Genomic DNA, 22,374 nt, shown 5'->3' on the forward strand with positions numbered 1-22,374 from the left:
TGGACGCTTCCGACCGTCACAGCAAGCTACCGCTTCCTCCAAATTCGCCCAACTCCCTTAGCCAGGAGCAACGGGCGGGTGTCCCTTTCGGGGGGACACGGAATTCCTCATAGGATAACAAGCCACTCCGCGAAGGATTACAATGGTGCCGACTTGATTTTGCCCGCCTTTTTCCATTGGCTTCGGAAAAACATGGCGTCTCGAGTTGGCCCGGAATCTTGATAACACCCAGGAAAAATTTGGGAAAGACCTTCCTGGGTGGCGGCAGGTCCAGCTTTCTCCCCTCCTGTCTTAACCAATACTGGACGGCCATGGCTTACCAGTCTGCTCTCGGCCACCCGTAAATCTGTGATTCGCGGCAACGAAAGTTGTGTCTTAAAAACGCCAGGCTGAAATGCTTCCGGAAGCACCGCGCAGCCCTTTGATCGAGACCTGGCGTCTCAATGCTGCGAATATACGTTTTGTTGGTTTTTTCTTCAAGAAAAAAGATGGTTACGGAGCATCAGGGAGGATTATATGACTGTGGCAGATGGTTTTGATTTGGAGATAGCTTTCAAGTGACATTGATTTGCTCATTCTCTTGATTGAGTTCCGAGTCCTGGCCCCGGATGTCGGCGTAGTGCTGTGACCCAAATGCGATAATGTGCGGAGAGGCTTGCTGCCGTCTTTTCAAGAAGGTTCAGGCCGCCGCTGTCATCGATATTGCGGAAAATACCGGGCCTGTTTATCTTCGGTTTGTTGTTGGTGATCAGCGGGCGAGGGTGGCTTCCTAGGCAAGGTCTTGTCCATGCAGGAGTTGTCGTGCCCGGTTCAGGTTCTCCTCCGTCCCCAGCAGCATCAGGGTGTCGCCCTTTTCCAGGCGCAGGCCGGCATCGGGGCTGTAGATGGTCCTCTCGTGCCGGACGACGCCGACGACAGTGGCGCCGGTGTGGCTGCGGAAGGCGAGCTCGGCCAGACTCCGGCCGAGGCAGGGAGAGTCGGCCGGGACCGCCTGGAATTCGATCCGCCCCCCTTCCAGCACCGAGAGATAGCCGGCCAGATCGGGGGGGACCTCCTCGACCCGGCGGAATTTTTCATAATGCTCACGGCGCAGGGTCGCCAGCAATTGCAGAATCCGCCCTTCGGCAAGGCCGAAGCGGCGCAACAGCACCGCCGCCAGTTGCAGGCTGGACTCGAATTCGTCGGGGATCACCTCATCGGCACCGAGGGCGGTGAGGTAGTCGAGTTCCCCGACGAACCGCGTGCGGGCGAGGATGTAGAGGCCGGGGTGGTGTTGGCGGGCGGTGCGAATGGCGCGGGCCAGGGCCGTGGGGTCGTTGATTGCCAGCACCAGCGCCCGCGCCCGCCCGAGTCCCGCCCCTTCCAGCACCGCCGGCGAGGTGGCGTCGCCATAGAGGACGAAGTCGCCCGCCTGCCGACCCTGCCGCACCAGTTCCCCGTTGAGTTCGATATGCAGATAAGGGATGCGCATTTCGCGCAGTACTTTCCCCAGGTTGCGTCCCGAGAGGCCGTAGCCGGCAACGATCACATGACCCTCAAGGTTGCCGGTCTCTTCGCGCAGTTCCGGATCGCCCCGCCAACCGAAGCGGGCAGTCAGGGCGGCCGCCAGGGCCGGGGCATGGCGCGCCAGCAGGGGAGTGGCAACCATGGTCAGGGCGATGACTGCCAGGGTTGTCTGGTAGACCGCCTCCGGCAGCAGTTGCAGGGCGAGGGCCTGCTTGAGCAGGATGAAGGAAAACTCCCCGACCTGAAAGAGGAGCAGGCCGCAGAGCACGGCGATGCGCAGCGGGTAGGCCGAAAGCAGCGCGGCGCCGCCGGCCGCCAAAGCCTTGAGCAGGGAGAGGGCCAGACAGACACCGAGGATGAGAGGCCAGCTGTCGACGACCAGGCGCAGATCGACCAGCATGCCGATGGAGACGAAGAAGACGGCGAGGAAGGTGTCGCGGAAGGGGAGGATGTCCCCCAATGCCTGGTAGGCATAGGGAGACTCGGCCAGCGCCAGCCCCGCCAGAAAGGCCCCCAGGGCGAGCGACAACCCGGCCTCGGCGGTGACCCAGGCGGTGGCCAGCACCAGCACCAGGACGGTGAGGCGAAACAGCTCGGGCGAGCGGGCCTGGAGCACGCCGCGCAGCAGCGGCTGCAGGCCGAAGCGGGAGAAAAGCAGGAGTCCGCCGAGGAGCAGGACGGCCTGACTCAGACCGGTGACGGAGAAGCCGCCGGCGCTTTCACCGAGCAGCGGCAGGGCGACGAGGAAGAAGACCACCGCCAGGTCCTGGAAGATCAGGATGGCGAGGGAGACCCGGCCGTGGGCGGTGTCGACCTCCCCGCCTTCGAGCAGCAGCTTGAGGACGATGGCGGTGGAAGAGACGGCCAGGGCCATGGCCAGGGTCCAGGCGGCGGCGTTCTCCAGGCCGATGAGGCGGGCGGCGGCGAAGATCAGGGCACCGGTGACCACAAGTTGGGTCGTGCCGCTGACGAGCATCAGCCGCTTCAGGCGCAAAATGCGGGAGAAGGAGAATTCCAGGCCGATGGTGAAGAGCAGCAGGATCACCCCTACCTCGGCCATCACCTCCACCACGTTGGCCGCCTTGATCAGGTGCAGGCCGTGCGGACCGGCCAGGACCCCCGTCGCCAGGTAGCCGATGATGGGCGAGAGACGCAGCCGGCTGAAGAGCCAGGCGGCGGCCAGGGTCATGGCGAGCAGGATGACGATATCGCGCAGGAAGCCGAGTTCGGGCATGAAGGTCCCCGGGGGATGACTCTTTGGCAGGACCGAGCGTGTTGGTCGCCAGCGGCAAGGGTCTCGAAAACTATACCAGAGAGCAGGCGGTGGGCCAGCCGGAAGCGACAGTCAATCGTCTGGTCATTTGATTCGGACCATCCTTGGACAGGTCAGGCGCCCTCTTCACCGTCCGGTTTATTGCCGCCGGGACTCTTTCCCCTTTTGATTTCCTCCCAGTACTGTAGCCGCTCGCTGATCAGCTTCTCGTAGCCGCGCTCGGTCGGGCGGTAGAAGCGACGCCCGGCCAACGCCTCCGGCAGGTGCTCCTGGGCGGCGATCCCGCCGGCGTAATCGTGGGCGTAGCGGTAGCCCTGGTGGTAGCCCAGTTCCTTCATCAATTGGGTCGGGGCGTTGCGGATGTGCAGGGGGACGGGGAGTGCACCGCTCTTGCGCACCTCGGCCTGGGCCTCGTTGATGCCGATGTAGGAGGCATTGCTCTTGGGGGCGGTGGCGAGGTAGGTGACCCCCTGGGCGAGGTTGATGCGTGCCTCCGGAAGGCCGACGAAGTGCACCGCCTGCTGCACCGCCAGCGCCATCTGCAGGGCGCGCGGGTCGGCGTTGCCGACGTCCTCGGAGGCGAAGATGACCATCCGCCGGGCGATGAAGAGCGGGTCCTCGCCCGCTTCCAGCATCCGCGCCAGCCAGTAGAGGGCGCCGTCGGGGTCGGAGCCGCGCAGGCTCTTGATGAAGGCGGAGATGACGTTGTAGTGCTCCTCGGCCCCCTTGTCGTAGAGCAGCGCCCGTTTCTGCAATGCTCCCTGCACGGTCTCCAGGTCGATCTCCTCTGCCCCGGCCATGGCGGCGGCCACCTCCAGGGTGTTCAGGGCCACCCGGGCGTCGCCGTGCGCCTGCTCGGCCAGGAATTCCATCGCCTCTTCGGTCACCTGCAGATTCCGCTCGGCCAGTCCCCGGGGGTCGGTGAGGGCGCGCTCCAGCAGAATGCGGATGTCCGCCGGGTCGAGGGGGTAGAGGACGAAGACGCGGGAGCGGGAGAGGAGCGCCGAGATGACCTCGAAGGAGGGGTTCTCGGTGGTGGCGCCGATGAGGATGACGTCGCCGCGCTCCACCCAGGGGAGGAAGGCGTCCTGCTGGGCCTTGTTGAAGCGGTGGATTTCATCGACGAAGAGCAGCGTCCGGCGGCTGTGGTAGCGCCGCTCCTCCTGCGCCTGCTTGACGATCTCGCGCACCTCCTTGACCCCCTGCAGGACCGCCGAGAAGAAGACGAAGTTGCTCTTGGTCGAGTGGGCGATGATCTGCGCCAGGGTGGTCTTCCCCGTCCCCGGCGGCCCCCAGAAGATGAGGGAGGCGAGCTGGTCGGTCTCGATCAGGCGGCGCAGCGGCTTCCCTTCGTCGAGCAGGTGACGCTGGCCGACCACCTCGGCGAGGGTGGTCGGGCGCAGCCGCTCGGCCAGCGGGGCGTCGCGGCGGTCTCGTGAGTTTTGATCGAAAAGGTCCATGCGGGTCGTCTTCTCCGTGGCCGGGCAGTCGAGCCGACTCTAGCACAGCTATCCGGTTGCCACAAGTCCGGGTTTCCCGTAAGTGGGCGAAAGCGATAGACTTTGCCGGAATGCTGTGGTAAGTTCCTCAATCTGTCCATCTGGGGAAAGGATACCCATGCAACGGATCGGCATCTACGCCAAGCGCAACCACCCCGCAGCGGTCAAGGTGGCCCGGGAGCTCGCAGCCTGGCTGCAGGAGCGGGGCATTCAGGTGTTTCTCGAGAAACCCCTGGCCGAGGCGATGGGAGAAGGACCCGGCTACCCCGGCGGCGCCCTCCCGGCCATGGTCGAGCTGATTGTCGTGCTCGGCGGCGACGGCACCCTGATTTCGGTCGCCCGTCAGGTGGGGCCGCTGCGCATTCCGATCCTCGGCGTCAACCTTGGCAGCCTGGGCTTTCTTACCGAGGTCACCCTGGACGAGCTTTACCCCACTCTGGAGCGCGTGCTGCAGGGTGAGTACGGGGTTTCCGAGCGGATGATGCTGAAGGCGGTGGTGCGCCGTGGCGGCCAGGAGATCGGCCAATACCGGGTCCTCAACGACGTCGTCATCAACAAGGGGGCGCTGGCGCGGATCATCGACATGGAGGCGTGGGTGGACGACGCCTATCTGACCACCTTCAAGGCTGACGGCCTGATCATCGCCACCCCTACCGGTTCCACCGCCTACAACCTCGCCGCCGGCGGCCCGATCATCTATCCCGGCTTGCACTGCCTGGTCATCTCGCCGATCTGTCCGCACATGCTGACCAACCGCCCGATCATCGTCGCCGATGAATCGATCATTCGTATCGAAGTCAAGTTCCAGGAGGAGGATGTCGCCATCACCGCCGACGGCCAGGTCGGGATGCCGCTGCGGGGGGGGGACGTGGTCGAGGTGTGCAAGTCGAAGAGCAGTACCCGCCTGGTCAAGAGTCCTTCCAAAGATTATTTCGAGGTTCTGCGCGCCAAGCTGAAATGGGGGGAAAGATAGTCGCGAGTCCCTGGTCCCGAGTCCGCAGTTCCAAGCCCTCGGGCCCTGGAACCGGGACCTTGGACCAGGGACTTCATAGGCTTTTTTTATGCTGACCGAACTGATAATCCGTAATTTCGCCATCATCGACCGGCTGCAGGTCGCCTTCGGCCCCGGCTTCAACGTCCTGACCGGGGAGACCGGCGCCGGCAAGTCGATCATCATCGACGCCGTCGGCCTGCTGCTGGGCGACCGGGCACGCCCCGACCTGATCCGCACCGGTGAGGAGGAAGCGACCGTCGAGGCAGTGGTCGATCTCGGCGCCCGTCCGGAGCTGCAGCAGGCAGTGGAGGCTGCCGGTTTCGAGGCCGGTGCCGAGTTGGTGCTGCGCCGGGTAGTCGCCCGATCCGGCAAGAACCGCATCTACGTCAATGGTTCGTTGGCGACGCTGGCCCAGTTGCAGCCGCTGAGCGCCCAACTGGTGACCATTTACGGCCAGCACGAACACCAGAGCCTGCAGCGCAGCGACACCCATCTGGGGCTGCTCGACCGTTTTGCCGGGCTGGACGAGGCGCTGGAGCATTACCAGGGGTTCTACCGCCGGTTGCGCGAACTTGACGAACATCTGCGGCGCCTGGAAACGGCCGAGCGGGAGCGGCAGCAACGCCTCGACCTGCTCAGCTTCCAGCGCAGGGAGATCGCCGAAGCGAACCTGCGGCCGGGCGAAGACGAGGATCTGGCCGCCGAGCGGCTGCTGCTGCAGCATGCCGAACGCCTGGCAGCGGCTACCGAGGGAGGATACGAAATCCTCTACGCGGCGGAAGGGGCGGTCTGCGAGAAGCTGGGAGCGGTTGCCGACGAGCTCGAGGGGCTGGCAAAAATCGCTCCCCCGCTCGGCCATTTGGCCGAAGCGGTGCGCAGTTCCCTATATTCATTAGAGGATGTGGCCGCCCAGTTGCGTGACCAGGCACGGCGCACCGCCTTCGAACCCGGTCGCCAGCAGGAAGTGGAGGAGCGGCTGGCGCTGCTTGCCAGTCTCAAGCGCAAGTATGCGCCTTCGCTGCCGGAAATCATCGCTTATCTGGCCCGCATCGAGGGGGAGATTGAGGAACTATCCGATCTTGTTGCCGCTCGCGGGGGGCTGCAGAAGCAACGGGTCGAGGTGGAGAGTCTTCTGCGGCAGCTCGGCGAAGAGATCTCCTTGCGTCGGCAGGCGGCGGCCCGTCAGCTGCAGTCGGCAGTGGAAGTCGAATTGCAGGCCCTGGCGATGCCCCGTGCCCGCTTCGAGGTGCACTTTTCGTCGCTCGGCGAACCGGGTGCGTGGGGGCTGGAGCGCGGTGAATTCTTTTTCTCTGCCAATCCCGGTGAAGAGGCGAAACCGCTTGGCCGCATCGCCTCCGGGGGCGAGTTGTCGCGTCTGATGCTGGCCCTCAAGCGGGCCGCTCCGGAGGGGGAGGCGATCCCCACGCTCGTTTTCGATGAGGTCGATGCCGGTATCGGCGGGGTCGCCGCCACCGCTGTCGGCGAGAAGCTGCGGGCGGTGGCACGGACTTCGCAAGTGCTTTGCATCACCCATCTGCCGCAAGTCGCCGCCTATGCTGACCGTCATTACCGCGTGGAGAAGCAGGAGACGGGGGGACGAACCCGCACGGATCTCGTTCTGCTCGAAGCAGAAGAGAGGGTCCGGGAGATGGCCCGGATGCTTGGCGGCGCCAGGATTACCGATCGGACCCTCGAGCACGCCAGGGAGCTCATAGCTCATAGCTCGTAGCTGTTAAATGCCAGGGGCCTAGAGCTGCTTCACCAATTTCAACCATCAATCACGGGTTCAATATGATCCGCAAAGCCCGCATTCCAGACACCAAGACGATTCACCGGTTGCTCAACACCTATGCCAAGGACGGACTGATGCTCTCCCGTTCCTTGTCGGACATCTACGAGGCGATCCGCGATTTCTATGTCTGCGAGGAGAACGGCAGCGTAGTCGGGACCGTCTGCCTGCATATCTGCTGGGAGGATCTGGCCGAGGTGCGCTCACTGGCAGTGGTCGAAGAGCAGGGGGGTAAGGGAATCGGTCGCCAACTGGTTCAGGCCTGTCTGGAGGAAGCCCGGCAGCTCGGTCTCAAGCGGGTCTTTGCCCTCACTTACAAGCCCGGTTTTTTTGAAAAACTAGGCTTTCACACGATCGAAAAGTCGGAATTGCCGCACAAGATCTGGGGAGACTGTATGAAGTGCGCCAAGTTTCCCGAGTGCGATGAGATCGCCATGAGCATCGAGCTCCAGGCGGATTAGTGACGGCAAAAAGCTTGACAGGTTCGGGTGGGCTCCTCTATTAATCTACAATCCCGAATTCCAGTCTTTGTATTGTTGCTGTTCAAGGGAGGATAGTTTGTCTGCCAAAAAGTTTACCATACTGGTCATCCCCGAAGGATCCCATCGGGTACGCCGTTTCGGCATCCGACGCGGTTTCCTTCAGGCGGGTCTTGCCGTCACCCTGGTCCTGGTCCTGACCATTTCCCTGCTGCTCGTCGATTACTTCCGTACGAGCCTTGACCGCAGCGAACTGCACCATCTCAAATCACAGAACCGCAATCAGCAGAAGGAGATGCGCCGTCTGGCCGCCAGTCTCGATGATCTGCGCCAGGAACTTGTCGTTCTCGCCCAGAATGATGCCAAAGTGAGGGTCATGACGCAGCTTTCCAAGCCGCGTAACGATGTCCTGGTCGGTGTCGGCGGACCCGCCGAGGAAGATGCGGCTACCGAGTTCACCGCGCTGCAGCAGCAAATCGACCAACTCCGCCAGTCGATCGATCTGCGCCGGGAAAGTCAGGAAGAGATCCGGGGGTTTCTCAACGATCAGCGTTCACTGCTCGCCGCCAAGCCCAGGGGCTGGCCGGCCAAAGGCTGGGTAACCTCGGTCTTCGGCATGCGCCACTCTCCCTTTACCGGCAGGCTCACGATGCACGAGGGGCTTGATATTGCCGCCCGCACCGGTACCCCCGTCTTCGCCTCTGCCGACGGCATCGTCAGCCAGGCGGAAACCGCCGACGGTTACGGCAAGCTGGTGGTCATCGACCACGGTTATGGTTATAAAACCTACTACGCCCACAACTCCAAGATCTTCGTCAAGGTTGGCCAGCGGGTCAAGCGCAACGACAAAATTGCGGCTGTCGGCAACACCGGCAGTTCCACCGGTTCGCACCTGCATTATGAAGTACGCCTGAACGGTGTGCCGATCAATCCCAGGAAATTCATCTGAACCCCCTCCCTGAACCCCCTGCGCCAGCCAATCCAGGCCCCGCCTCGCCGGGGCCTTTTTTGTGCTTCCGAAGCTGCCACCAAGGTGCCCTTTCTCCTTGTGGGAGTGGTTGCCTTGTGTTAAAATTCCGTGCCTTTTCCAGCGGGGGGTCCCCGCACATCAGCGCCTGGCCTTGACCGGCCGGGCCGATTCGAACCGAATGGAGTCCTTTGATGATAGGTGCACTGCTGAAGAAAGTCGTCGGGAGCAAGAATGAGCGTGAGTTGAAGCGCCTGCAGCCCCTGGTCGACCGGATCAATGCCCTTGAAGCGCAGATATCGGCCCTATCCGACCAGGCACTGGCGGGGAAGACCGTCGAGTTCCGCCAGCGCTTCGCTCAGGGGGCATCACTCGACGACCTGCTTCCCGAAGCGTTCGCCGTGGTCCGCGAGGCCGGCAAGCGCGTACTCGGAATGCGTCATTTCGATGTCCAGCTGGTCGGCGGCATGGTGCTGCATGCCGGCAAGATCGCCGAAATGAAGACCGGCGAGGGGAAGACTCTGGTGGCAACCCTGCCTTCCTACCTCAATGCCCTCCCCGGCAAAGGGGTGCACGTCGTTACCGTCAATGACTATCTGGCCCGCCGCGACTCGGAGTGGATGGGACAGATTCACCGTTTCCTTGGCCTCTCCGTTGGCGTGATCGTCCACGGCCTCACCGATGCCCAGCGCAAACAGGCCTACGGCTGTGATATTACCTACGGCACCAACAACGAGTTCGGTTTCGATTACCTGCGCGACAACATGAAGTTCGCCCTCGAGGACTACGTCCAGCGGGCGCATATCTACGCGATCGTCGACGAAGTCGACTCAATTCTCATCGACGAGGCGCGTACACCGCTGATCATCTCCGGGCCGAGCGAAGCGTCGAGCGAACTCTATTACGCAGTGAACCGCATCATTCCCATGCTCAAGAAGGGGGAGGTAATCGAGCACCGCGACGGCAAGATCGGTCCGGCAGCCAAGGAATACACCGGCGATTTCACCATCGATGAGAAGGCCAAGTCGGCGGCACTCACCGAGGAGGGTGTCGCCCGGGTGGAGAAGCTGCTCGGCGTTGAGAATCTTTACGAACCGCGCAATATCGAGATCCTGCACCACGTCAACCAGGCCCTCAAGGCCCACGCCCTGTTCAAGCGGGATGTCGATTATGTCGTCAAGGACGGCGAGGTGATGATCGTCGACGAGTTTACCGGCCGGCTGATGCCGGGACGGCGCTGGAGCGACGGGCTGCACCAGGCGGTGGAGGCCAAGGAAGGGGTCAAGATCGAAAGCGAGAATCAGACGCTGGCCACGATCACCTTCCAGAACTATTTCCGCATGTACGACAAGCTCGCGGGGATGACCGGCACCGCCGATACCGAGGCGGCCGAGTTCGCCGAGATCTACAAGCTGGAGGTGATGGTCATCCCGACCAACCGGCCGATGGTCCGCAAGGACCAGTCCGACGTCATCTACAAGACCGAGAAGGAGAAGTTCAAGGCGGCCATCGAGGATATCGTGGAGCGCCACCGGCAGGGGCAGCCGACGCTGGTCGGCACCATCTCCATTGAAAAGTCGGAACTGCTTTCGGAGATGCTCAAGAAGCGGGGGACCCCGCACAATGTGCTCAATGCCAAGCATCACGAGAAGGAAGCCGAGATCGTTGCCCAGGCCGGTCGCAAAGGGGCCGTCACTATCGCTACCAACATGGCCGGCCGCGGCACTGACATCGTGCTCGGCGGCAATCCCGAGATGCTCGCCCGGCGCGAGGCGGCCACCGCCGAGGACCCTGAGGCAGCCTATGCCCTGCTGCTGGAGAAATATCGCGCACTGTGCGCTGCCGAAAAGGAGGCGGTGCGCACGGCCGGCGGCCTCTACATCCTCGGCACCGAGCGGCATGAGTCGCGGCGCATCGACAATCAGCTGCGCGGCCGTGCGGGGCGCCAGGGTGACTCCGGGGAGAGCCGTTTTTACCTTTCCCTCGAGGACGACCTGCTGCGCATCTTCGGCTCGCACCGGGTCGCCTTCGTCATGGAAAAGCTGCGCATCCCGGAGGATGAGCCGATCGAGCACGGCATGATCTCCAAGGCGATCGAAAATGCCCAGAAAAAGGTGGAGGGGCACAACTTCGAAATCCGCAAGCACCTCATTGAATATGACGACGTAATGAACAAGCAGCGCGAGGTGATCTACACCCAGCGCAAAGAGGTGCTGGCCGGGGAGAACATCCGCGAGACGATCGAGGGGATCATTGCCGAGGCGGTCGAGGACATGGTATCGACCTTCTGCCCGGAGAAGACCCCGCCGACCGACTGGAACTGGGAGAACCTGACGGAAGACTTCGCCAACCAGTTCTATTTTCCCGCCGAGCTCTCCGACCCCGCCGAAGGCGGCCTGACCCAGGCCGTGCTCGAGGAACGGCTCAAACGGCAGGTTGCCGCCCGCCTGGCCGAACGGGAGGCAGAGTTCACCCCGCCGGTCATGGAACACCTGATGAAGGTTCTGCTGCTGCAGACCATCGATGTCCAGTGGAAGGACCACCTGCTCTCCATCGACCACCTCAAAGAGGGTATCGGCCTGCGCGGCTACGGCCAGAAGAACCCCAAGGAGGAGTACAAGAAGGAAGCCTACGGCCTCTTCATGGAGATGATGGGGCGCATCCGCCAGGAGGTCATCCAGAAGCTGTTCCGGGTCCAGCTCGCCCGCGAAGACGACGTCGAGCGCATGGAGGAAACCGAACAGCGCCGGCGCCGGCTGGTGCTGAGCCGGGCCGGTGGCGGCGACCAGGCGCCGAAGCCGGTGACCCGCGAGGAGGACAAGGTGGGGCGCAACGACCCCTGCCCCTGTGGGAGCGGGCAGAAGTACAAGAAATGTTGCGGGAAATAGCAGGCCTGGGAAAACCAAGCGGGGTAGCTGCCATGAAAAAAGAGGGCATCGTCAAGGTTCGCGGATTCAAGTTCGCCGCCCGGCCGGCCGGAATCAAGAAGTCGGGAAAACTCGATCTGGCGCTGATCTATTCGGAAGTCCCGGCCCGCTGCGCCGGGGTTTTCACCACCAACAAGGTGGTGGCCGCCCCGGTGGTCGTCACCAACCCCCGGATCCGCCAGGGGAGCTGCCAGGCGATTCTTGTCAACAGCGGCAACGCCAATGCCTGCACCGGCGAACAGGGCCTGCGTGATGCGCTGCGCTGCGGCGAGCTGGCGGCCCACGCCCTCGGTATCGCCGAAGACCTGGTGGCGGTTTCCTCCACCGGAGTCATCGGTGCGCCCCTGCCGATGGAGAAGTTCGAGCGGCACATCCCCCTGCTCCCCTCGGAACTCAATGCCGAACACGCCGGCCGGGCAGCCGAGGCGATCATGACCACCGACGCCTTTGCCAAGCTCGCCTCGGCCGCCGGCACCGTTGACGGCCAGGGTTACTCCATTATCGGCATGGCCAAGGGGGCAGGAATGATCCACCCCAACATGGCCACCATGCTCGCCTTCGTCTGCACCGACGCCGTCGTCGACCCCCGATTTCTCGACCAGGCGCTGCGCCAGGCGGTGGAGCGGTCGTTCAACAGCATCACCGTCGATGGTGACACTTCCACCAACGACATGGTCATCGTGCTGGCCAACGGTCTGGCCGGCAATCGCGAGATTCGCGGCGGCAGCGCCGAGGGTGATGCCTTCGCTGGCGAACTGGCGGCGGTGCTGCTCGATCTGGCCAAGATGATCGTCAAGGACGGCGAGGGGGCCACCAAGCTGGTGGAGGTGGTGGTCCGGGGTGCACTCAGCGACGCCGAAGCCCGGCTCGCCGCCCGCAGCGTGGCAACCTCCAGCCTGGTCAAGACCGCATTCTTTGGCGAGGATGCCAACTGGGGCCGGATCATCGCCGCTGTCGGTTATTCCGGCGCCGAGGTTGACCCCGACAAGGTCGAGATCTTCTTCGGCGAGGTGCCCGTTGTGCGCGGCGGGGTAAGCACCGGCAAGGAGCTGGAGGAGCAGGCGACGGCGGTGCTGAAGACTCCCGAGTTCACCGTCACCATCGACCTGCACCTAGGCCCCGGCCGGTCGGCCTACTTTACCTCGGACCTGACCTACGACTACGTCAAGTGCAACGCGTCGTACAGAACCTGAAAGGCAAGGATGAGGGAGGAAGGATGAACATTTATTCCTCCTTCCTCCTTCATCCCTCCTACTTGTAATGATCTCCCCTGCTCGCTATATTGATCATACCCTTCTCAAAGCCGATGCTACCGCCGACCAGATTTGCCGACTCTGCGAAGAGGCGGTGGAATATGGCTTCGCCTCGGTCTGTATCCCGCCCGTCTATGTTCCGCTGGCCGCCGCTCGTCTCTATGGCTCGGAAGTGGCAGTCGGGACGGTCGTCGGCTTTCCTTTCGGCTACAGCACCACTGCCGCCAAAACCGGCGAAACACAGGAGGCGGTGGCTGCCGGCGCCACTGAGATAGACATGGTGATTCACCTGGGCGCGGCTCTTGCGGGGGATCTGGAGACGGTGGCGGCAGAGATCCGGGAGATGACGAAAGCCGCCCGCAGCGCCAGGGTCAAGGTTATCCTCGAGTGCTGTTACCTGGATGATCCGCTCAAAACTGCGCTGGTCGAGCGGGTGGTGGCGGCTGGGGCGGCCTATGTCAAGACCTCGACCGGTTTCGGCAGCGGCGGCGCCACCGTTGCCGATGTCCGCCTGCTCGCAGCGGCGGCGGCCGGCCGTATCGGCGTCAAGGCCGCCGGCGGCATCCGCGACTGGGCCAGCTGCAGAGCCATGCTGATGGCGGGCGCGACCCGCATCGGCAGCAGTTCGGGCATTTCCATTCTGAGCCAGTGGCGACTGGAGGAGGGGCAATGAGAGCGGGCAAGGCCTGGCGGCGGGTGGTCCTCATCACTCTCGACGGCGTAGGGGTCGGTGCGCTCCCCGATGCCGAACGCTACGGCGATGCCGGCGCCAACACCCTGCTGCATGTGGCCGAGTCCTGCGGCGGCCTGCATTTGCCGACGCTGCGGAAGCTTGGCCTGGGCAACATCCAGCCACTGCCCGGCGTTGCCCCTGCCGATTCGCCTACCGCCGGCTTCGGCCGGATGCGCGAATGCTCCGCCGGCAAGGATACCACGACGGGGCATTGGGAATTGGCCGGAGTAGAGCAGGAGGAGCCTTTTCCGACCTACCCGGAAGGGTTTCCGGCCGAGATCATCGCCGCCTTTCGCCGGGAGACGGGGCTCGACCCCCTGGGCAACGTCGCCGCCAGCGGCACCGAGATCCTCCGCCGTCTGGGCGAGGAGCATCTGCGTAGCGGCCGTCCCATCATCTATACCAGCGCCGATTCGGTTTTTCAGATTGCCGCCCACGAAGAAATCATTCCGGTCGAGCGGCTATACGAGATCTGCCGCATCGCCCGGCGGCTGCTTGATCCTTACCGGATCGGCCGGGTGATCGCCCGTCCCTTTCTCGGCACCTGTGCTGCCGACTTCAAGCGGACCTCCCGCCGGCACGACTTTTCCCTGCCGCCGACGGCGCCGACCGTTCTCGATCTTCTTTCCGCCGCCAGCCTCACTGTCTACGGGGTGGGAAAAATCCGGGATATCTTCGCAGGTCGGGGGATCACGGACTACGTGTACAGCGAGAGCAACGCCGACGGCATGAAAAAAACGCTGGCCGCTCTCGAACAGGTCGGGCGTGGGCTCCTCTTTACCAATCTGGTCGATTTCGACATGCTCTACGGCCATCGTCTCGACGGGCGCGGTTTCGGTCGGGCGCTCGAAGACTTCGACCGCTGGCTTCCCACGTTGCTGGCCGCTCTCGCCGATGATGATTTGCTGCTGATTACCGCCGACCACGGCTGCGATCCGACAACGCCGGGAACCGACCACAGCCGCGAGTTCGTCCCCCTGCTGGTCTGGCATAGGCGACTGGCAGCCGGCCGGAATCTGGGCGAAAGGGAGAGTTTCTCCGACGTGGCAGCTACAGTCGCCGAGGCGTTCGGTCTGGTGTGGGAGGGAGGGGGGCAGAGCGTGCTGGCGGAGCTTAGCGCTGAAACAAAACCAGGAAAAGTCAGGGCTTGATCAGGTCGGATCCAGTCGCAGCGTTAGCTCGTCTTCTTTGATTTTTGTCGAAGCGAGGCGGAGTTGTCCGTCGCCGGGACGGGTGGCCAGGTCGCCGATGAAGCGCTGTTCGAGGAACGCCTGCAGCGCCAGGAGGGCCTCCTGGCTCAGTTCGGCGAACTCGATGCCGATTCCCTGGAAGTAGTTGTTGTCTGGGCCGGGTTCGACCCGGTAGAGGATACGGCCGTCGAGCTCCAACTCCTGCTGCATCCCCATGAGCGGAATGACCACCCGCAGTTGGGCGTCTTTGGCAGGCCGGAAGCCGGTTTTGACGAAAAGGCCGTTGGTGCTGAGGCTGAGAACCTCGGCGAGATGGCAGCTTTCCCCGGTGCAGAGCATGCCTGGGAGTTGGATGGCCAGGCGCAGATTGCGACGGGGATGCTTTTCCAGGTGTTTCTGAATCAGGGAGAAGAGCGAGAAGAGGTCGGGAGGGACCCCCAGCGTCTCATGCGGAACCGCAATGGGGGGGGTAGTCTGCCCCTCCTGGAGGACGATGAGCGGCTTGTTTCCTTCGTTGACGTGGCGGTTCACTGCCCGCGTGAGAGAACTGCCCGGCTCCGTGAGCAGCCGGGCGCCCATGACGAGGAGATCCGGCGATGTCTCCCTGATGAGTTCCTCGAGCTGTGCCGGACGGGACGACACGAGAACCCGATATCCCCAGTGGCGCAGGATAACTTCGAGAGTCGATAGAAGTTCTTCACCTTTGTCACCGATCAGCAGGCGTTTCATGGTTGGTCCCTTGCGGTAGCGTTGGAGAGAATGTAAATTAGTCCCCCGGGTTGGTCAAGTGGAAAGGTTGGCATGCACTGATGCGCCCCCTCGGGAGATTGACAGACCGTACGGTATTTTCGAAAAGGAGGGAAAGATGGAAACTCGCAAGCTGATTATGTTTCTTTTGCTGTTGTGTTGCCTGCCGGTGACTGCCCTGGCCCTGGAGGTGCGGGAGGCCGTGATCACGACGCAAGTCATTGATCGTGCCCCGGTTGATGCCATCCAGACCTACCCGTCGTCCGTGGAAAGGCTTTTCTGCTTCACGCGAGTGACCGGTGCCGCTGCCGACACTTCGATTACCCACGTCTGGTATCTGCGTGGGGTGAAGATGTCGCGTATCGAGCTGCCGGTCCGCTCCGGCGATTGGCGTGCATGGTCGCAAAAGACGATTTTACCCGGGTCGGCCGGCGACTGGAAAGTCGATGTGCTGGGTCCCGAAGGGAACCTGCTGAAGTCCATCTCCTTTACCCTCAACTGAGGATGGCAAGCCTTTGCCGCCGAGCAGCCGTCTAAAAATGCGAAGCGGAAGTGTCTGCGACAAAAAAGCGCCCCTGGCCGGGGCGCTTTTTTGTCGCAGAAGTAGAGCCGCTTACTTTTTCTTTTTCCCCTTGCCGCGGGCCGCACGGGCTTTGGCCAGATTCTCACCGAGGCCGCGGTCGACAGCCATCTGCCGACGACTTTCGGAATAGGACCGGGCGGCCAGCGGCTGGGTGCGGGGGATGTCGAACTGCTTGCGGTATTCGCCGGGTTTCATCCCGTGTGTGGTTTTCAGGTGCCGGGCCAGGGTCTTCATCTCCTTGCCGCAGAGCATGCAGACCACCTTGTCTTTTCCGAAGGCCTTCTTCCGGGAAATGGCTGGTGCCCCTGCTGCTTCCTCGACGACCTCGGCAACTACGGATTCGCCTTTTTCGAGCGCGGCGAGAGCTTTGTGGATTTCCGAAAGTTCGGCGATCAACTCCTCCTTGGTCAGAGAGGTGCTGGATGCATGGGCAGCGACGATCTCTGCGGCCATTTCGAGCAGTGTTGCCATGTTATTCCTCCTTGTTTTGGATAAGCTTATTCCAGATTGTGTTTGAAAGTGACATTACTAATACAACAATTTTTTTTAAAATCAAGAGAAAAGACATTATTTTCTGATAAATCTTGGTTAGATACGATTCGTTTTTGTTCTTGAGTCAGATTCGTTTGCGGTTTGGGTTTGCTTGACAGCCCCAGAAAATCACTTTTCCCTAGCCCACCGAACGAGGTTCTTTGGGACTCCGAATGAACCGCACATGCATTTATTTCTGGTCAGGTCACAACTGTCGACCTTGAGGGTAGGTTGAGCGGGTATCGACAATTTGTTTGCACGGTCCAATCAGGTGGGGTATAGAATGAACGCTCTGACCATTTCGATGTTTCAGGACCTTTGCAGATGAACATTCGCACGCTTCTCGAACGTCGGGAGAAGGAAACCCTATCCCGTTTTGCCTGTCTCAGCGGCCATAGCGGCGGTCGTCTGCACGACGAGGAACCGTGTTCGATCAGGACCGCATTTCAGCATGATCGTGATCGGATTCTCCACAGCAAATCATTCCGGCGTCTCAAGCAGAAGACGCAGGTTTTTCTTTCCCCTGAGGGGGATCATTACCGCACCCGCCTGACCCATACACTGGAAGTTTCGCAGATCGCCCGCACCGTGGCGCGTGCCCTGGCTCTCAACGAAGACCTGACCGAGGCGATTGCCCTTGGCCACGACCTGGGGCATACCCCCTTCGGCCATGCCGGCGAGCGGGTGCTTGATGCGTTGGTCCCCGGCGGTTTCCGCCATGTCCGGCAGAGTCTGCGGGTGGTCGAAGTGCTGGAGAAGGACGGGGCCGGACTCAACCTTACGGCCGAGGTGCGCGACGGCATCCTGAAACATTCGAAGGGGAGGGGGCCGCTGCTGAACGATGATCCGGCAGTGCTGGCTGCCACCCTTGAGGGGCGTATCGTGCGGTTGGCGGATGTCATCGCCTATGTCAACCATGATCTGGACGATGCCCTGCGAGCGGGGTTGATCGATGCGGGGCGGATCCCCGGAGTCGTCTCCAGGGTCCTGGGCGACAGTCACTCCCGGCGTATCGATACCATGGTCCGGGACATGATCGAAGCCTCCCTGGCCACCGGTGGTTCCGAAATCCGACTTTCGCCGATGGTGAGCATGGCCGTGAGCGATCTGCGCGACTGGCTCTTTGAGCATGTCTACCGGGTCAACACGGTGCATGACGATTTCGTCAAGGCATCGCGCATCCTGCGTGAACTTTTTCACTGTTTTGCTGCCGATGAGGAGTTGTTGCTCGCCCAGGGAGGGCGGCGGTACGCCGGAGATCCTCTGGTGGTTTCCGTTAGCGATTTTGTCGCCGGCATGACCGACCGTTTTGCTATGAATCTTTACCAAAGGCTCTTTCTGCCGCAGCCCTGGAAGCTCCTGTGACATGTCATAACCCCTTGAAATTCCCGGTTAAAAAACTTGACACCCGAAAGGGGCGTATGGTAGCGTTTAGGGCGCTTTGTGCCCATTTTTTGCGAACTGGCAGAGAGTGACAGCATGACGGAATCAGCCTGATACCCGCGTCGGTCAGCGCTGTCCGCTGCCGGAAGCAGAGGCCCTGATGCCGGCGCTGCACAGAATATATTTTGCGGCACCCTCCCGAAGCGGGAGCAAGGAGGCTTGAATGAGGAAGAAACTGTTGTTGGCCGACGACAGTATCACCATCCAGAAGGTCATTGGCATAACTTTCGCCAATGAGGATTACGAACTCACCGTTGTCGACAACGGTGATGCGGCGCTGGAAAAAGCCCGGAGCGAAAATCCCGACCTGATTCTCGCCGATGTTTTCATGCCCGGCAAAAACGGCTATGAACTCTGTGCCGCCGTTCGCCAGGAACCGACGCTCCGGGGTGTTCCCGTCCTGCTGCTGACCGGCACCTTTGAACCGTTCGACGAGAACAAGGCCCGGACAGCAGGTGCCGACAGCTGGATAGCCAAACCGTTCGAATCCCAGGCCCTGATCGACCGGGTGGAAGAGCTGCTGGCCCGGTCACAACAGCCGGCGGCGCCGGTCGTCGCACCGCCGCCGGCCGTGGCCGTTGTCCCGGCGCCCGAAGCTGCTGCCGATATCTGGGAGGATCTGGCCGAATCCGGAGCTGCCGAGGCCGAGACGGTCCAGGCTGCCGACGTCTTTGCCGAGGGTTACGCCGCTGCTGAGCCGGTGACGCCGGCGGTAGCGGAAGCGGCGGCGTTCGAGGAGGACATCTGGGGGGCGGTCTCGTTTGATGAAGAGGACCTGCTGGCCGGGGATTCCCTCGACGAAACTGCCGGGGACATCTGGGGTTCCATAGAAGAGGAGGAAGCCGTTGCCGAAGCACCGCCGGCTGCCATCACCGAAGAGTCATTTCTCTTCGAGGAGGAGTCGCTCGCTGAGGTGGCGCCGCCCGCCGAATTCGGAGCTCCGCCGGCGATGGAAGAATTCATCTTCGAAGACGAGGAGGTACCCCTGGCGCCGATGGCCGCCGACGAACTGCAGGAACTTGAAGAAGATATCCTGCCCCTTGATGAGTTCGATATCCTCGAAGAGGAGGAGCTTGCCGGAATGGCGGCACCCCCGGCCGCGGAACACTTCACCTTTGCCGAGGCAGAGGTGGCCCTCCCCGTCGAGGCGCCGGCAGCACCCGTCGAATTCGGGGAATTGCCGGCTTTCGAGGAGAAATCGGTGATTGGCGAAGAGCCGATTGCCTTCGAAGAGGAGTTCGCTCTGACCGAGGAAGGTCCCGAGTGGGGGATCGCCGAAGGGCCGGGCGTCGTCGCCATCGAGCCTTCGGCGCCGGCTGCCGGGGAGTTCTTCGTCACCCCTGCCGAAACAGCCATCGAACCGGCGCCGGCTTCTGCGCCGGTGGTTGCCGCTGCCGTCGAGGAGCGGGTCCGTGCCTTTTCCGAGGAAGAACTGAGGCAGATCGTGGAGCGGGTGGCTGGTTCGATGATCGAGCGGCTGGCCGGTTCCGTGCTGGAAAAAATCGCCTGGGAAGTGGTCCCCGATCTGGCCGAAAATCTGGTCAAGGAAGAGATTCGCAAGATCAAGGAAGGGGCGCAATAAGGCTGGTCCAAAGTCCTAGGTCCAGGACCGGGTCATCCAGTCTCGCCTTACATACCACAGCATTGACGCAGGGAATGGGGATTGCTAAAATCCCCATTCCTTTTTCTTCAAGTCCATTTCGCCCGTCGGGCGCCCGAAAATGAAACATCGGAAGGATTAGCCAGCTATGGAACCGAAGCTCGCCAAGGGATACGAACCGCATGAGGTGGAAGCGCGATGGTACGAGGCATGGGAGAAGAATGGTCTTTTCCATGCCGACGAGAACGCTGCCAAGCCCCACTACTCCATCGTCATCCCCCCGCCCAACGTGACCGGCGTGTTGCACATGGGGCATGCCCTCAACAACACCCTGCAGGACATCCTGGCGCGCTGGAAGCGGATGACCGGTCACGAGGTTCTCTGGATGCCGGGAACCGACCATGCCGGCATCGCCACCCAGAACGTGGTGGAGAAGCAATTGGCCGCCGAAGGGAAAGATCGCCATGAACTGGGCCGCGAGCGCTTCGTCGAACGCGTCTGGCAGTGGCGCGCCGAATCGGGCGGCCAGATTATCAACCAGCTGAAAAGGCTGGGCGCCTCCTGCGACTGGCAGCGCGAGCGCTTCACCATGGACGAGGGACTCTCCAAAGCGGTGCGCGAAGTCTTCGTGCGCCTCTACGACGAAGGGCTCATCTACCGTGACAATCGCCTGATCAACTGGTGTCCGCGCTGCCATACGGCGCTCTCCGATCTCGAGGTCGAGCATGACGAGAAGAAGGGGCATCTCTGGCATCTGCGCTACCCGGTCAAGGGGAGCGAGCGCTTTCTCGTGGTCGCCACCACCCGCCCCGAGACGATGCTCGGCGACACGGCGGTGGCCGTTCACCCCGAGGACGAGCGTTACGCCGATCTGATCGGCAGGACGGTCGTCCTGCCGCTGCTCGGCCGCGAGATCCCGGTGGTCGCCGACGAGTATGTCGACAAGGAGTTCGGCACCGGCGTGGTCAAGATCACCCCGGCTCACGACTTCAACGACTTCGAGGTCGGCAAGCGACACGGCCTGGAGAGGATCAACATCCTTGACGAGTCGGGAGTGATCAACGAAAACGGCGGTCCCTACCGGGGGCTGGAACGTTACACCGCCCGCACGAAGGTGGTGGCCGACCTCGAAGCGCAGGGGTTGCTCGCCAAAATCGACGATCACCTCAACGCCGTCGGTGAGTGCTACCGCTGCAAGACGGTGATCGAGCCGTACCTGAGCCTGCAGTGGTACGTCAAGGTCGGGCCGCTCGCCGAAGAGGCGATCAGGGCGGTGCAGGACGGCCGCACCCGCATTGTCCCGGCCCAGTGGGAGAAGACCTATTACGAGTGGATGTTCAACATCAAGGACTGGTGCATCAGTCGGCAGATCTGGTGGGGACACCGCATCCCCGCCTGGTACTGCGACGGCTGCGGCGCCATCACCGTCGCCCGCGAAGATGCCGTCGCCTGCGCCACTTGCGGCAGCGCCGCCATTCGCCAGGAGACCGACGTTCTCGATACCTGGTTCTCTTCGGCGCTCTGGCCTTTCTCGACCATGGGCTGGCCGGAAGAGACCCTCACGCTGAAGAAGTTCTACCCCACCAGTTGCCTGGTGACCGGCTTCGACATCCTCTTCTTCTGGGTGGCCCGGATGATGATGATGGGTCTCAAGTTCATGGGTGAGGTCCCCTTCAGGGAAGTCTACATCCATGCCCTGGTGCGCGACGCCCAGGGGCAGAAGATGAGTAAGAGCAAGGGAAACGTCATCGATCCCCTCTCGGTAATCGAAGAATACGGCACCGACGCCTTCCGCTTCACCCTCGCCGCCTTTGCCGCCCAGGGGCGGGACATCAAGCTCTCCACCGAGCGCATTGCCGGCTACAAGGCGTTCGCCAACAAGTTGTGGAATGCGGCCCGCTTCGCCCTGATGAACCTGGAAGGGTTCGATCCCGAGGGGACCGATCTGGCACGGCTCGACCTCTCGCTGGCCGACCGCTGGGTCCTCGCCCGCCTGGCCGCCGCCGCCAAAGAGACCAACGCGGCGCTGGCCGACTACAAGTTCAACGACGCCGCCAGCACACTCTACGCCTTCACCTGGCACGAGTTCTGCGACTGGTACATCGAACTGGTCAAGGACGACCTCTACGGCGCCGACCCGAATGTCAAGGCCCGGGCCCAGGCGGTCCTCTGCATCGTGCTGGAGCAGTTGCTGCGGCTGCTGCACCCGCTCATGCCGTTCATCACCGAGGAGATCTGGCATGCCCTGCCGGGGTCGCGTCCGGTCGCTTCGCTCATGCTCGCCGACTACCCGACCGGCGAGGGGCTCCCCGTCGACGCCGAGGGGGCGCGGCGCATGGAGCTGGTCATGGACGTGATCAAGGCGATCCGCAACATCCGCGGTGAAATGAATGTGCCGCCCGGTAAACTGATTGCTGCCGTGCTCGACTGCAGGTCGGCGGATTCGGAAGCGATCCTCAATACCGGCGAAGGGTACATCCGTGCCCTGGCCCGAGTCGGCGAAATCGTCTGCGGGGTTGGCGTCACCCGTCCCGAGAAGGCCGCCACCCAGGTGGCCGGCGACGTCGAGATCCTGCTGCCGCTGGCCGGCCTGATCGACGTCGATGCCGAGGTGGCGCGGCTCGCCAAGGAGATCGCCAAGGTCGAGAAGGATGTCGAACTCTTCGAGAGGAAGCTCACCAATGAGGCGTTCGTCGCCAAGGCGCCGCCGGAGGTGTTGGAGAAGGACCGCGGCAAACTCGCCGAGGCGAAGGAGAAGCTCGGCATCCTGCAGCAGAGCCTGGAGAAGATCCGAGCGCTCAAATAGAGGACGCGACCTTTGGTCGCAGCATCCCGGCTAAAAACAGACAAGGCCCTGGAC

At 62.5% G+C, this 22,374-nt stretch carries 16 protein-coding genes; 12 read left to right on the forward strand and 4 right to left on the reverse strand.

Features of this window, described 5'->3' with window-relative positions; genetic code table 11:
- Nucleotides 1-769: 769 nt before the first annotated feature.
- Together VD811_04090 and VD811_04095 are read right to left on the reverse strand one after the other, a co-directional pair.
- Nucleotides 770-2,740, reverse strand: coding sequence for a cation:proton antiporter (locus VD811_04090; protein HXV20159.1), 1,971 nt, complete (start codon nt 2,738-2,740; stop codon nt 770-772).
- Nucleotides 2,741-2,892: 152 nt separating this feature from the next.
- Nucleotides 2,893-4,239, reverse strand: coding sequence for a replication-associated recombination protein A (locus VD811_04095; GenBank protein HXV20160.1), 1,347 nt, complete (start codon nt 4,237-4,239; stop codon nt 2,893-2,895).
- Nucleotides 4,240-4,396: 157 nt separating this feature from the next.
- On the opposite strand from VD811_04095, the gene VD811_04100 reads away from it, so the two are divergent.
- The 8 genes from VD811_04100 (at nt 4,397) to VD811_04135 (ending at nt 14,571) form a co-directional block, all read left to right on the forward strand.
- Nucleotides 4,397-5,251, forward strand: coding sequence for an NAD(+)/NADH kinase (locus VD811_04100; GenBank protein ID HXV20161.1), 855 nt, complete (start codon nt 4,397-4,399; stop codon nt 5,249-5,251).
- An 88-nt stretch (nt 5,252-5,339) separates the two neighbouring features.
- Nucleotides 5,340-7,001: a DNA repair protein RecN gene (gene recN, locus VD811_04105; GenBank protein ID HXV20162.1), complete on the forward strand. Its 1,662-nt coding sequence runs from the start codon at nt 5,340-5,342 to the stop codon at nt 6,999-7,001.
- Between the two features lie 62 nt (nt 7,002-7,063).
- Nucleotides 7,064-7,522, forward strand: coding sequence for an N-acetyltransferase (locus VD811_04110; protein HXV20163.1), 459 nt, complete (start codon nt 7,064-7,066; stop codon nt 7,520-7,522).
- 97 nt (nt 7,523-7,619) lie between these two features.
- Nucleotides 7,620-8,489 carry a peptidoglycan DD-metalloendopeptidase family protein gene (locus VD811_04115; protein HXV20164.1) on the forward strand — a complete coding sequence of 290 codons (870 nt, stop codon included), beginning with the start codon at nt 7,620-7,622 and terminating at the stop codon, nt 8,487-8,489.
- Between the two features lie 212 nt (nt 8,490-8,701).
- Complete coding sequence (gene secA, locus VD811_04120; GenBank protein HXV20165.1) at nt 8,702-11,395, forward strand: preprotein translocase subunit SecA; 2,694 nt, start codon at nt 8,702-8,704, stop codon at nt 11,393-11,395.
- A gap of 32 nt (nt 11,396-11,427) precedes the next feature.
- The gene (gene argJ / locus VD811_04125; GenBank protein ID HXV20166.1) at nt 11,428-12,627 is read left to right on the forward strand and encodes a bifunctional glutamate N-acetyltransferase/amino-acid acetyltransferase ArgJ; all 1,200 of its coding nucleotides are present in this window, start codon (nt 11,428-11,430) and stop codon (nt 12,625-12,627) included.
- A gap of 67 nt (nt 12,628-12,694) precedes the next feature.
- On the forward strand, nt 12,695-13,360 hold the full coding sequence (gene deoC / locus VD811_04130; GenBank protein HXV20167.1) for a deoxyribose-phosphate aldolase: 666 nt from the start codon (nt 12,695-12,697) through the stop codon (nt 13,358-13,360).
- A complete protein-coding gene (locus VD811_04135) occupies nt 13,357-14,571 on the forward strand; it encodes a phosphopentomutase (protein HXV20168.1) in 1,215 nt (404 codons plus the stop codon). The genes deoC and VD811_04135 overlap by 4 nt, the downstream gene beginning before the upstream one ends.
- Here VD811_04135 and VD811_04140 read toward each other — a convergent pair whose 3' ends face one another.
- Complete coding sequence (locus tag VD811_04140) at nt 14,572-15,339, reverse strand: PilZ domain-containing protein (GenBank protein ID HXV20169.1); 768 nt, start codon at nt 15,337-15,339, stop codon at nt 14,572-14,574. It abuts the gene before it with no gap.
- 136 nt (nt 15,340-15,475) lie between these two features.
- Here VD811_04140 and VD811_04145 point away from each other — a divergent pair, with 136 nt between their 5' ends.
- Entirely contained in the window at nt 15,476-15,859 is a 384-nt protein-coding gene (locus tag VD811_04145) for a DUF2914 domain-containing protein (protein ID HXV20170.1), read from the forward strand.
- 111 nt (nt 15,860-15,970) lie between these two features.
- Here VD811_04145 and VD811_04150 read toward each other — a convergent pair whose 3' ends face one another.
- Entirely contained in the window at nt 15,971-16,411 is a 441-nt protein-coding gene (locus tag VD811_04150) for a MucR family transcriptional regulator (GenBank protein HXV20171.1), read from the reverse strand.
- A gap of 384 nt (nt 16,412-16,795) precedes the next feature.
- Here VD811_04150 and VD811_04155 point away from each other — a divergent pair, with 384 nt between their 5' ends.
- The 3 genes from VD811_04155 (at nt 16,796) to VD811_04165 (ending at nt 22,320) form a co-directional block, all read left to right on the forward strand.
- On the forward strand, nt 16,796-17,836 hold the full coding sequence (locus VD811_04155; GenBank protein HXV20172.1) for a deoxyguanosinetriphosphate triphosphohydrolase: 1,041 nt from the start codon (nt 16,796-16,798) through the stop codon (nt 17,834-17,836).
- Between the two features lie 241 nt (nt 17,837-18,077).
- Nucleotides 18,078-19,496, forward strand: a complete 1,419-nt coding sequence (locus VD811_04160; protein ID HXV20173.1) for a response regulator — start codon at nt 18,078-18,080, stop codon at nt 19,494-19,496.
- 166 nt (nt 19,497-19,662) lie between these two features.
- Nucleotides 19,663-22,320 carry a valine--tRNA ligase gene (locus VD811_04165; protein HXV20174.1) on the forward strand — a complete coding sequence of 886 codons (2,658 nt, stop codon included), beginning with the start codon at nt 19,663-19,665 and terminating at the stop codon, nt 22,318-22,320.
- The last annotated feature ends 54 nt before the right edge of the window (nt 22,321-22,374 follow it).

The organism is Desulfuromonadales bacterium (assembly GCA_035620395.1).
GTDB lineage: Bacteria > Desulfobacterota > Desulfuromonadia > Desulfuromonadales > DASPGW01 > DASPGW01.